This window comes from Clostridium sp. YIM B02551 (assembly GCF_022324735.1).
In the GTDB taxonomy this organism is placed as follows: Bacteria; Bacillota; Clostridia; order Clostridiales; family Clostridiaceae; genus Clostridium_T; species Clostridium_T paridis.
The window spans coordinates 172,559-185,592 of the sequence record NZ_JAKGTF010000001.1; the positions used below are offsets into that span (position 1 = coordinate 172,559).

Below are 13,034 nucleotides of genomic sequence, written 5' to 3' on the forward strand. Positions count from 1 at the left end.
AATGTAAGGAGAAAATTACATGATTAGATTTGATAATGTTTCAAAGCGTTATCCAAATGGAAATAAAGCCGTTAATTCCTTGAATTTAACCATTAATGAAGGTGAATTTTTTGTGCTAATAGGACCAAGTGGATGTGGAAAGACAACAACACTTAAGATGATTAATAGATTAGTTGAATTAAGCGATGGGACAATCTATATAAATAATAAAAAGATTAGTGAATACAATATTCATGAACTTAGATGGAATATAGGTTATGTACTTCAACAGATTGGATTATTTCCTCATATGACAATTGAAGAAAATATTGCAACAGTTCCAGAATTAAAAAAATGGGATAAGAAAAAGATACATGATAGAGTTACTGAACTTTTAGAGAGTGTTTCCCTAGAACCAGAAAAATATCGATATCGTAAACCTTCTGAGCTTTCAGGTGGAGAACAGCAAAGAGTAGGGGTAGTTCGTGCACTAGCAGCTGATCCAAGTATAATTTTAATGGATGAACCATTTAGTGCCTTAGATCCTATAAGTCGTCAAAAGTTACAACAAGATATAGCAAAACTTCAAAAGAAAATCAAGAAGACTATTGTATTTGTAACACATGATATGCAAGAGGCTTTAGCTTTAGGTGATAGAATTTGTGTAATGAATAATGGAGAAATCATTCAATGTGATACACCTAATGAGATAATTGAACATCCAAAGAATGATTTTGTGAGAAACTTCTTTGAATCAGGGAACGTATATAAAACATCTGTATTAAATTCAAATTATAAAGTAAAGGATCTATTTGAAGCACAGTTGTTTAGCCCAAGTATACCAAAAGACCATATGTTTAGAGTTGATTCTGCAATATCAATAGAAGAGTTATTAAAGTTATTTGGTGAAGAAAAATCTGTTTTGGTAGAGCACTTAGGTGAAAATATAGGAATGGTAACAAGAGATCACTTAATTGAATTTATATCTTCAAAGCTTGATAAAGGTGGTGAAGTTTAATGAATACACTAATAGCTACCTTAAGTGAAAGACATGAAGAATTATTAAATGCATTACTACAGCATATGCAGATTTCACTTATCTCAATATTTATAGCGGTTATAATTGCAGTACCATTAGGTATAATATTAACAAGTCATAGAAGAATAGCAGAGCCTATTATACAAATTACAGCTGTTTTTCAAACAATTCCATCCCTCGCACTACTAGGAATATTAATCCCACTGGTAGGAATCGGACAAGTTCCCGCAGTTATTGCGTTAGTAATTTATGCAATACTACCAATATTAAGAAACACCTATACAGGAATTAAAGAAATTGATTCGATACTGATTGAAGCATCTGAAGCAATGGGAATGAATAGAGTAAAGCGATTATATAAGGTGGAGCTTCCTCTTGCAATGCCAGTAATAATGGCGGGAATTAGAACTTCCATGGTACTTATTATCGGGACAGCAACTCTTGCTGCATTAATTGGGGCAGGGGGGCTTGGAGACTTAATTCTTCTAGGGATTGATAGAAATAATAATAGTTTAATATTAATTGGAGCAATTCCAGCAGCATTACTTGCTATTATATTTGATGTATTACTTAGATTTTTAGAGAAATCTTCACTAAAGAAGTCAATATTTGTGTTATCTCTAGGTTTTATAGTTACTGTTTCAATGGTTGTGTTCCCGCACATAGGTACTAAAGATAAAGAAATTACTATTGCAGGAAAGCTTGGCTCAGAACCAGAGATATTAATCAATATGTATAAGCTAATGATTGAAGATGAAACTAGTATACATGTAAATTTAAAACCTGGAATGGGCAAAACTAGTTTTTTATTTAATGCTCTTGAATCAGGTGACATTGATATTTATCCAGAGTTTACAGGGACTGCGCTTGAAACTTTTTTAAAGGAAAATGCAAAAAGTCATAATCCTGATGATGTATATGAACAGGCTCGTATAGGTATGGAAGATAAATTTAAGATGTCACTATTAAAACCCATGAAGTATAACAATACCTATGCGATTGCAGTATCTCCAGAATTAGCGAAGCAATATAATCTAAATAAAGTGTCGGATTTAAATGGAATAGAAAATAAACTTAATGCAGGTTTCACACTAGAATTTACAGATAGAGATGATGGATATAAAGGAATTAAAAAGTTATATAACTTAAGTATTCAAAGCATAAAAACTATGGAACCAAAATTAAGATATACTGCTATAAAGTCAGGAGATATAAATTTGTTAGATGCTTATTCTACAGATAGTGAACTTGCAGAATATAATTTAAAGGTACTTGAGGATGATAAACAATTTTTTCCACCATATCAAGGAGCTCCCCTTATGCTAGATAAAACACTTGAAAAATATCCAGAACTAAAAGAACCTTTAAATAAATTAGCTGGAAAAATATCAGATGAAGAGATGCGTGAAATGAATTATGAAGTTAATGTAAAAGGGATATCTGCAGAAGAAGTTGCAAAGGAGTATCTTAAAAAAGAAGGACTATTAAAGTAATTTTAAAAAAATCCCCTAAGTTGGTAATCATCTTAGAGGATTTTTTGAGTTACTATAATCAATATTTTATGAAGAGAGAGTACTAAACACTAATAATAACCTTCATTATTTTTTCCGTAATATAACATGATGAAATGATGATATAGATCTATATTCTTTTAACTCACATACCTTCAATTCTATTTTCAACATCTGCTTCTGCCATGACTTATCTTTGTGATTTTCTTGGTTTTGTTGCAAGTCCCAGAAGGTTCTTATTCCAAAGATTTTTTCAAGTTCGAATTTATCAGACCATTTAAATATTTCTGAATAATTATAGTAGTTAATTTCACCAAATTGTTGTGCATGTCCATTTTCACCAGCTAGTAATTCATTAGCATGTTCAAAATTATTCAACAACACTACCATCTGCATAATCCTTCCAGCTCTATTATGTTTTAAGATAGAAAGATAGCCATTCTTCTTTAGTATTCTCGAAAATTCTCTTATAATTTCTTTTCTTTCAACTAAATATTCAAAAACATTGTGGCATAATATTACATCAAATGATTCATCTTCAAAATGTTTAAGTTCCTTCATGTCTCCGTTTATTTGAGTATAATCATTTTCCCTAAATCGACTCTTTAGTATCTCTTTATCTGGTTCAATTGCGATAACTTCATTGTCTATTGCAAAGTGGCTAGCAGTCATGCCATTTCCACTTCCAAAATCCAATATTTTTTTATTATGTATGTATTTTAACTGTTCCCAGGTCATTTTCTTTTGTAATAACTCCCATGGAGCAATGTTTTCTACATTCATTCTAAGTACCTCCTAATAGGGATTTTAAAGAATAAGATAATCCACTTATTAAAGTATATATCATATAAGTGTAAAATTACAAAAATTGAAAAGCAATTTGAGGCAGGATATTTATTGGGTTTATCAACATGTAATTAAAGAACCAAATAGAATAATTACCCCTTAAATATAGGGTGGATAGAAGGAATTTCCATGAAGAATCTGAGTAAATAATTCTGAAATCTTATGAAGAAGGAAAAAATTTTATACGATAAATTATATAGAATTATATAATTTACAAAAGATGAGGTGCTTATTATGAAAAAGAAAATACTCTCTTTTTTATTAAGTATAACGGTAATTTGTTCAGTTCCAATTTCTATATCAGCTAAGGAAGTAACTACAACAACCAATTTAGGAGAAGTACAAACAAGTTTCAAATTAGCTAATGGAAAAGAAGGAAGTATTAGGTTGAATAGAAAGAATGGACAAGTATTTCTTTCTGGAAAGCTTTCTGATAAACAAGTTCCGGGAGAAAAATCGGCATTAAAGTTTTTGGAGGACAATAAGGCTTTACTTGGAATTGATAGTACTTCAAACGACTTAAAAATTGCTGATATTAACAAAGATAAAAATGGAGATACATATGTAAAATTTGCTCAAATAATTAATGGGGTTAAAGTGAATAACAGTATAATTAATGTTCACTTTGATAAAGATGGTGTCATTTCAAGTATTAATGGAAAGTTGCAAAAAAACAAAACAATAACTACTCTTGGAAGTAAGAAAGTTTCAGAAGGGGATGCTATAGAAGTAGCTAAAAAGCAATATAAATTTAAGAGCTTGAGAAATACGCCTAGTGCTGAAAAATTAATAATTACTAAGGATGATAAAAATTATGAAGTTTATAGAGTGAATATTTCTTATAAGGAACCAACTATAGGAAATTATGATGTATATATAGAAGCAAATTCAGGACAAGTTATACAATCAGATAATAATATTAGGTATGATGGCCCTGTAACTGGCTCAGGAATTGATGTTCAAGGAAAGAATAAAAGTTTAAATTTATATCAATCAGGTACTTCATATCAAATGAAAGATATAACAAAATCATCAACTAGTGAGATAAGTACTTATTCATTAAATAATGGTACAACTACTGGAACTTTAGTTTCCAATACAACTAATTATTTTGGGACAGAAACTTACAAGGCATCAGTGAGTGCAGAATATAATGCAAGTAAAGTTATTGATTTTTACAAAAATTTATTTAACAGAAATAGTTTAGATAATAAAGGAATGGCAATTGAGTCGTATACTCACTATGGAACTCAATATAACAATGCCTTCTGGGATGGTTATGAAATGGTGTATGGAGACGGTGATGGAACAACCTTCACATACCTAAGTGGAGATTTGGATGTAGTTGGACATGAAATGACTCATGGAGTCATAAGTAATACTGCAAATTTATCTTATCATAATCAATCAGGAGCACTAAATGAATCATTAGCCGATACATTTGGAGTATTAATCTCAACCTATGATAAATATAATGTTGCTGCAGGTGGAACATGGACATTTAATTCAGCTGATTGGGTTGTTGGGGATGATATTTATACGCCTAATATTCCAGGAGATGCGTTAAGAAGTTTATCAAATCCAACTAAATATGGACAACCTGATAATATGAGCAATTATAAAAGTTATTCAGATACAGAAGCAGGAGATTGGGGTGGAGTTCATACGAATTCAGGTATCCCTAATAAGGCAGCATATCTTATAGCTCAAAGTATAGGAATGGAGAAAACTGCAAGGATTTATTATAGGGCTATAACAAATTATATGAATGCAGACACAGATTTTGCCCAGGAGAAAAATTCTTTAATACAAGCAGCAACAGATTTGTATGGAGGAAATAGCAGCGAGATAAGTGCAATTAATAGTGCTTTTAGTGCAATAGGAATAGGAACTGTAACTGTAGACGATCCTTATGAACCAAACGACTCAATAGCTACAGCTTATCCAATAAATATGGGAACTACATATAATTCATATATTTCAACAAGTAGTGATGAAGATTATTATAAATTCAATGTTGATACAGTTGGAAATATTCGCATAAGTATGGCTAACTTGCCACAAGATTATGATTTAGAATTATATGATGCCAATGGATCATTAGTAGGATATTCAACTGGATCAGGAACTGCAAATGAAGTAATAAATTATAATGCAACGAATACAGGAACTTATTATATCCATGTATACTCATATTCAGGATATAGCACATCGCAAAAATATTCCTTAATAGTATCAAGACCGGTTACTGGAATAACGTTGGATAAAACTAGTGGAAGTTTAAAAGCAGGGGAGACACTTACGCTGACACCAATAATAAGCCCAATAGATGCCACAAATAAAAATGTATCATGGACTTCCAGTAATTCATTAGTGGCTAAAGTTGATTCTTTTGGAAAAGTATATCCTGTGGGCAATGGAACGGCAATTATTACAGCTACAACTGCTGATGGTAATTATAAAGGAACGTGTACAATAACTGTAACAATATTAAATGTACCATTATCGTTAAGTACAAAGTCCATTTCTTATGACACCATAAATATCAGCTGGGGAGCAGTAAATGGTGCAAGTGGATATGAGATATATAGATCTTCATCAAGTGTAGGAACATATTCTTATTTAACCTCAACAACTGCTTTAAGTTATAATAATACTGGTCTCTTAACAAATAGTACATATTACTATAAAGTTAGAGCCTATAAACTTGTAGGAACAGCAAAAGTCTACAGTGATTTTTCAGCAGTGGTAAGTGCAAAGCCCATTCTTTCAACACCATTAAATTTATCATTAACTTCAATAAATTATAGAAGTTTTAAAATAGCATGGAGTGGAGTAAGTGGAGCAAATGGATATATGATATATAGGGCAACTCCGGATCATCCTACTTATTCATTAATAGCAAGCACAGCATACTTAAATTATACTGATTCAGGATTAACTCTAGGAAAAACCTATTATTACAAATTAAGAGCATATAGAAAAGTAGGAACAACAATTGTATATAGTGATTTGTCAAACGTAGTTTATAGAAGGCGTTAGAAAAAGCGAACATTTAATCTATTAAATTGGTCATATAGAATATAATGTATAAGTTAAGCTCCTCAAAGAAAAAATCTTTGAGGAGCGTTTTTTTAAAATAAATTCTATAAAGTTTCAAAATAAAGAGACGCAAGCATGAAATTTATTGAATCATCTGTAACAAAATCATTATTTGCAAAATATAAGCCAGGATTAGCTTCCATTCTATTTAGGATAAATAGAATATAATAATTTAATGGCTGTATATTAATTACATTGGTGAAGAGTGGTAAAATGGCATTTTGATTTGAAACAGTAGCTGTTAAGTAAGGCTTATAGTCAACTTTAACTTCTGGAGATTTTTCTATCATCTTATGTATAAATTTATCAGTTTTCTCATCTGAATGAATTTTAGCATTTTTGTCATATTCTATTATACCTAATTGCACTTTATTTATATATAACCCAATAATATATGTTGGGATACTTATTTGAATATTTGTTGCTATATCATTAATATTATCCGAGGTAATATCAGTTGAAGTGCTTATGAAACAAAATAATCTATTAAAGTTACGAAAAATAACATGACCATTTTTTATTATAGGTTCTGCATTTCCTAAAAAAGCACTACAGGGAGGGATTGTTCCATTTGAGTATGGGTTAGGATTATAGGGATCATTACTTTTCTTCATTTAATCACATCAAGTAAATTAATTTATTATATTAATATGATTTTATATTAATAAAGTGAATTATAAAATTTTTGAAAGAATAATGAGAACTATTTGTATTTACATAAATATAATGTATTAGAGACTTGTTTAAGCGTTTCTAATATATTTTTACAAAGGAGAAATATAATGGGATATGATAATGAGAGGCATGAATGTCAAAATGAATGTCCAGACACAGTCCAAACTCATGTACACGAATTTGAAGAAAGTACTAAATTAGCTGAACAAGGAAGTGAGAGACACAATCATCGGGTTGCAGGTGTTACAGGTGAAGTTATACCCATTGGAGGAGGAAGACATGTTCATCCATACGCTACTAACACAGATTTTTTTGATCACCATCATGAGATAGGAGGAACTACAGGTCCAGATATCCCTATCCCAAATACTAATAAGCATATTCATGTTATCTATGGGAGAACAACTTGTAATGATGGTCATACTCATGATTATCTATTTACAACACAAATTAATAGTCCATTAATTTAGTGTAATATTTAAGCCATAAGTCTAGATAATATAGACTTATGGCTATTTATTTTGGCGGCTTGTAAAAAAATACATTCCCAATACTAATTTATTCGTAAATATTATAAGTGTATACAATTATTATTAAAAAGTTCATGTTCAATTTAATATAAAACGATGTGTAGCAGGAACGCCTTCTTCACCAATAAAGCCAAAGTTAAACCATGGAAAATTCTGAGTTACTTGTTTTATAGCTTCGTCTAAAACATAAACATAGGGTAAATATATCAAGTTTAATATAATAGGATTATAAATGTGGTAATACCAGCATAAATTAACTTCCTTTGGACTAATTATAGTTAATCCAGAAAAGTGGAAGAATACCAATTTATCATTATTTAAATACGCCTGACCGTTTTGTGAAGTTACTGTATAATCTTGAATATTCCAAATGGCAGCATTAACGCCATAAGAATTTACAATGTGAATATTGGGAAATATTTGTGGCCATGACTCAGTATATCTTTGATCTCCGAAAGTTTTGTTAACTAAGTCTATAGTAGACGAACAATTCTCAATACATTGCTCTTTCCAAAACTTTATAGCGCTTACTCCAATAGGGTCATTTCTACAACCAACAAAGCCAGTATTAAACCTTCCAGTAAGTGGATAGGTAAACGCAAAGTCTTTTGAATTTCTATGATCTGTTAAAAATATTGATGCTGAAGGGTTTTCGTTAAAAATTAGCATAGGATCTTCATAAAAATATAGGTCAGCATCCAAGTGGGCATAATAATCAGCATCTGTATAATTAGTTAACACATGATGAAGTATTAAAGGTTTGCCAGTCCAACAATATTCATGAAAACTTCGATTGCTTTTGGCTTTTAACAATTTATCATCTTCCAATTGTTCTATTTTAAATAAGGTCACTTTTTCAAAACCTATTTTTGATAGCACCTCGAAAGTTTCATGATCCATGCATAATATAAAAAGTTCAAAATCAGAACATCGAGTCTTTAAAGAGCTATAAAGTGCTATTAATTTGAATAAATGATATTTAGAAACTACTGAAGTAAAATGAAACTTAGGCATAATATCACTCCTTATTGCTAGGTTTAGTTATATTGTTAAATTGAAAATGCTTTTAGTTAGTCCAAAAAACATATATGGGAAATGTGACATTCCGTGTAATTTTTGTAGTTTTATTAATTGAGCTTTAGTTTTTTCAAAATTCTTTTCCAATTCAGGGAACATAAGAAGTTTAGTACTTGTATTGTTCCTAACACAAATATCAACAGCGACTTGAAGTATTTTTAGAAAAGTATTTAATAAATCCTTGTATTTTCCCAAAATATTCAGCTGATTAATTTCCGAGATAACATTGTTAATTTCATGATTATCCATGGGAATTACTAAACTTAAGCATATTAGTATCATATCAAGAAAATAAATATTGTTATATTTTGAACATAAATAACTAATATTTACTATAGCAGAATCGTTAGAAGCATTTTTTAAATGTTCTTGATGCACACTTATAATATCATAAGCAAGTTTAAATTTATTGCCTGCTTTATAAAGCCTAATACCAAGATCATAATCTTCAAATCCATATTTAATAATATTCTCATCAAACAATCCTAAAGTAATAACTTGTTTTCTATCAACTGAAGCATTATTTGTTATAAAAAATCTCCAAGGTATATTATATCCATTAAGCTCTTGACCATAGATTGTAATTGTTTCTTTTAAATCAGTTATAAAATCCATTTCTAAGTCGAAAGCATAATTTAGAAAAGTTTCATCAATGATTTGGTCTTGTGTAATTAGTTGGTATTTTTCGTTTTGCCAATAATCTATAGGTAAATTATATTTATCAGCTCTCTTAAAAAAGTCCTTAAGCTGATAAGGTAGAAAATCTCTATAATAATAGCTATAAATTCTTAACCAAGGTACACCACAAACTACAACATTTTCTCTATCATGTGCTTCTACGTGTTTTTTTACGAAGTCTTTTGAAGCTATCATATCACTGTCGTGAAAAATCAATATATCTCCTGAAGCCTGTTCAATTCCTTTATTTCTACCTCGTGCAATACCTCTATTTACATCAAGTCGTATTTTTTTGAGAGGAAAATTAGAAACGAAGTTTGAGAGCATATTTTCTGTATCATCATATGAACCATTGTTTACTACAATTACCTCAAAGTCATCGTGGGGATAAATTTGATTGTTAAGTGCCAATAAGTTATAGTACAATCTTTCACTTGAATTAAATGAAGTAATAATTATACTAGCTTTCACAGGTATTCACTTCCTCTCTAGGGGTTTATTTTAAGGATACTAGTAGTCATATCTTCTTCATTAGAGAACCCATTAAAATAAGGGGCTATCTCTTGAATGTCTGCAATAATTTTTTTTATAGTATTTTTATAAATTGAATATATAAATGGAGAATTAATACTTCTAAGTTCATATAATTGGATAATATCATTCTTACTCATAATCCTAAAGCCGCTAAAGTGATAGCAGATCAGTTTTGAATTGTCAATAAAACATTTCTCATCAATTATTTGAAAGTTGTATTTAGCATAATTCCAATGTCCGATGTTTACTCCAGGAGTTTTTATATCAGAAACGCTCTGAAAGTAAGTAGGGATTAAATCTAAATATTTTTGATCCCCAAAACTATTGTTTTCAATAGTATCACTACATTTTTCGAGACATTTCATTTTCCACCATTTCAAGCAGAGCAAGGAGATGTTATTATTTTTAAAACTTATAAAACCAGAATTGTAGTTACCTATTAATTTCTGTATTTGATTATTGAACTCAGGTGAAAATGATGGTACGTAAACTTCAGATTTAGAGAGTAAAATAGAAGGTTTAGGTTGATTTCTAAATATTTCTATAGGGCTACTGAAGAAAAATAAATCTGAATCTATAAATGTTATTCGTTTTATAGATGAGAATTTACATAGTAAACTTTCTATAAATATAGGTTTTAATGTCCAGCAGAATTCATTTAGCTTACGCTCATTTCTTAATGAATATAAGGATTTATCATTTAAGTCTGCAATTTGAATTAATTTAATCTTCTTTAAGTTGATTTTAGTTAAAAGCTTGTAGGTTTCGTCATCAACACATAATACAAATACACAAAAATCATCCATAACTTCATAAAGCGAGAAAAATAGAGCGATAGATTGGTATAATCGCTCTTTAGATAAAATAGTACAAAATGAGTTGTTCAACTATATCAACTCCATCCTAATGTTAAATATGCATATTATTGATTTTTAAAAAAATCCTTATACCAATCTATAGTTTTATTTAACCCATCATCAATGCTATAATGTGGTTGCCAGTTTAAAACTTCTCTAGCTTTTTTTGATGATAGATATTGGTGTTTTATTTCGTTAGTGCCTTCATTTAAAATAATTGGTTTTAAATTGCTATTCATAGTTTTTAGAATTTTATTTACCAATTCTAAAACCGTAAGTTGTATTTCGTTGCTAAAATTAAAAGCTTCACCAGCTAAATTTAATTCCTCTAAATTTTCAGCTAAAAGCAAATAAGCTTCAGCTGCATCTTCTACATAAAAATAGTCTCTAATAAAAGTTCCATCACTACGTATTACTGGAGCTTCATTGTTTAGTATACTTTGAATAGTTTGAGGAATGATTCTATTGAAGTTTAAATCCCCTCCGCCATATAAGTTACCACATCTTGTAATAGCTACTGGAAGATTATAAGTGTGAAAGTAAGACTGAGCTATTAAGTCAGCACAACTTTTAGAAACATCGTAAGGATGAGTACCTTGAAGTGGCATATTTTCATCATAGGGAAGAGTTAACTGATCTCCATAGGCTTTGTCACTGGAGGCAATTATAATCCTTTTTACTAGAGGACTTCGTCTTGAACTTTCTAATATATTGCAAGTTCCTAAAATGTTTGAATTAAAGGTTGATAAGGGATTCTTATTAGCAACACCAACAATAGCTTGAGCAGCTAAGTGAAATACTGTATCTATTTCATATTCACCTAATGTTCTCTCTATTAGCGCATAGTCTTCAAGAGAACCATTAACTATATTAATTTTCTGAATATAATTACCACTGTAGAGATTTGATTTAGGAACTATATCTCTTACTAGTCCAGTTACATTTGCGCCTAAATTAACTAAGTTTTTTGATATATAACTTCCTAATAGACCAGTACAACCAGTGATAAAAACATTTCTTCCTTTCCAAAATGATTTCATGTTTCTCACCATACCTTCCATAAGTGGTTTCCTTGGCTCCACATTTCATTTACTGTTGAAATATCTTTAGCAGTATCCATTGCAGTCCAAAATCCTTGATGAATATAAACAGCAAGTTCTTGATCATTTACTAAATTTCTTAATGGCTCTTGCTCTAATATACAACTTGGACTATTGCTTAAATAATCAAACACTTCAGGATTCATCACGAAAAAACCACCATTAATTAAGTCACCAGTTTGATTTTTTTCGTAAAAAGATTTTGCAATACCTCCATTTACTGTTAATGTTCCATACTGGCTTTTTTTATAGATTCCAGTAACTGTAGCAATGGCACCTGTATTTTTATGAAATTCTAAAAGCTTATTTAAATTTATATCTGAAAGACCATCTCCATAAGTCAACATAAAAGTTTCATTTCCAATATATCTTTGAGCAAGTTTAATCCTGCCACCAGTCATTGTATCAAGGCCTGTATCTACAAAAGTTATCTTCCATTTTTCAGCCTCTTCAAGAATCTGAATATTATTTGGATCAGAATCAAGTATAAAATTATGATTTTTCCATCTATAGTTTAAAAAATATTCTTTTATTTTTTCTCCTTTATATCCTAATAATAGGACGAAATCATCAAAGCCATAATGTTTATATAATTTCATTATGTGCCAAAGTATAGGCTTTCCTCCTATTTCCACAAGTGGCTTAGGAATATCTCTTGTCAATTCATGCATTCGGGTGCTCTTGCCCCCACATAGAATAACAACCTTCATCTTTATTCCTCCAACTTAATCTAAATTTATTAACTAAGATTAAACAAATTAACATAGTAATAATCAAATAGCATATAGTACAATATATGTCGAAATAAGATGATTTGATACGTATTTTATCATTTATATTAAAGTGGCAGTTTAACATAGCTACAGTTAAAAGTATCATCATATAAAATAGTAACTATTAAAAAAGTTCTTTTTGTCACTACAGAGGAGTGCTGAATATTAAGAACATATTTGTCTTTTATAAAATCATTCACCTCATCTTCAAGTTTACGAAAGTTATCTCCACTGAATATTTTGATTTTCAATATACCCACCTCCAGTTTTAATATATTTTGAGAATTCATTGATTATAAGCATTTTCCTAATAATGAATATTTAAATAAGTAA

Annotated in this window: 12 protein-coding genes; 4 read left to right on the forward strand and 8 right to left on the reverse strand. The window is 29.8% G+C overall.

Annotation, left to right across the window (positions count from 1 at the left end; genetic code table 11):
* The first annotated feature begins 19 nt into the window (after nucleotides 1–19).
* Together L1S47_RS00935 and L1S47_RS00940 are read left to right on the forward strand one after the other, a co-directional pair.
* Nucleotides 20–997 carry an ABC transporter ATP-binding protein gene (locus tag L1S47_RS00935; protein ID WP_306796782.1) on the forward strand — a complete coding sequence of 326 codons (978 nt, stop codon included), beginning with the start codon at nucleotides 20–22 and terminating at the stop codon, nucleotides 995–997.
* Nucleotides 997–2,511, forward strand: a complete 1,515-nt coding sequence (locus L1S47_RS00940) for an ABC transporter permease/substrate-binding protein (protein WP_238881615.1) — start codon at nucleotides 997–999, stop codon at nucleotides 2,509–2,511. The genes L1S47_RS00935 and L1S47_RS00940 overlap by 1 nt, the downstream gene beginning before the upstream one ends.
* Nucleotides 2,512–2,616: 105 nt before the next feature.
* Here L1S47_RS00940 and L1S47_RS00945 read toward each other — a convergent pair whose 3' ends face one another.
* Nucleotides 2,617–3,312 (reverse strand): methyltransferase domain-containing protein, encoded by a 696-nt coding sequence (locus L1S47_RS00945; protein WP_238881616.1) that lies wholly within the window; start codon nucleotides 3,310–3,312, stop codon nucleotides 2,617–2,619.
* Nucleotides 3,313–3,609: 297 nt separating this feature from the next.
* Here L1S47_RS00945 and L1S47_RS00950 point away from each other — a divergent pair, with 297 nt between their 5' ends.
* On the forward strand, nucleotides 3,610–6,417 hold the full coding sequence (locus tag L1S47_RS00950) for a M4 family metallopeptidase (RefSeq protein ID WP_238881617.1): 2,808 nt from the start codon (nucleotides 3,610–3,612) through the stop codon (nucleotides 6,415–6,417).
* A gap of 104 nt (nucleotides 6,418–6,521) precedes the next feature.
* On the opposite strand, the gene L1S47_RS00955 is transcribed toward L1S47_RS00950, so the two are convergent.
* The gene (locus L1S47_RS00955) at nucleotides 6,522–7,091 is read right to left on the reverse strand and encodes a hypothetical protein (protein WP_238881618.1); all 570 of its coding nucleotides are present in this window, start codon (nucleotides 7,089–7,091) and stop codon (nucleotides 6,522–6,524) included.
* Between the two features lie 168 nt (nucleotides 7,092–7,259).
* On the opposite strand from L1S47_RS00955, the gene L1S47_RS00960 reads away from it, so the two are divergent.
* A complete protein-coding gene (locus L1S47_RS00960) occupies nucleotides 7,260–7,622 on the forward strand; it encodes a YmaF family protein (RefSeq protein ID WP_238881619.1) in 363 nt (120 codons plus the stop codon).
* A 138-nt stretch (nucleotides 7,623–7,760) separates the two neighbouring features.
* Here the strand turns inward: L1S47_RS00960 and L1S47_RS00965 are convergent, their stop codons facing one another.
* The 6 genes from L1S47_RS00965 to L1S47_RS00990 form a co-directional block, all read right to left on the reverse strand.
* Nucleotides 7,761–8,696, reverse strand: coding sequence for a putative nucleotide-diphospho-sugar transferase (locus tag L1S47_RS00965; protein WP_238881620.1), 936 nt, complete (start codon nucleotides 8,694–8,696; stop codon nucleotides 7,761–7,763).
* Nucleotides 8,697–8,723: 27 nt separating this feature from the next.
* A complete protein-coding gene (locus tag L1S47_RS00970) occupies nucleotides 8,724–9,908 on the reverse strand; it encodes a glycosyltransferase family 2 protein (protein ID WP_238881621.1) in 1,185 nt (394 codons plus the stop codon).
* Nucleotides 9,909–9,925: 17 nt separating this feature from the next.
* Nucleotides 9,926–10,858: a putative nucleotide-diphospho-sugar transferase gene (locus L1S47_RS00975; RefSeq protein ID WP_238881622.1), complete on the reverse strand. Its 933-nt coding sequence runs from the start codon at nucleotides 10,856–10,858 to the stop codon at nucleotides 9,926–9,928.
* Nucleotides 10,859–10,893: 35 nt separating this feature from the next.
* A complete protein-coding gene (locus L1S47_RS00980) occupies nucleotides 10,894–11,868 on the reverse strand; it encodes a GDP-mannose 4,6-dehydratase (RefSeq protein WP_238881623.1) in 975 nt (324 codons plus the stop codon).
* Between the two features lie 5 nt (nucleotides 11,869–11,873).
* Nucleotides 11,874–12,638: a glucose-1-phosphate cytidylyltransferase gene (locus tag L1S47_RS00985; protein ID WP_238881624.1), complete on the reverse strand. Its 765-nt coding sequence runs from the start codon at nucleotides 12,636–12,638 to the stop codon at nucleotides 11,874–11,876.
* Between the two features lie 128 nt (nucleotides 12,639–12,766).
* Entirely contained in the window at nucleotides 12,767–12,952 is a 186-nt protein-coding gene (locus L1S47_RS00990) for a hypothetical protein (protein WP_238881625.1), read from the reverse strand.
* Nucleotides 12,953–13,034 lie beyond the last annotated feature (82 nt).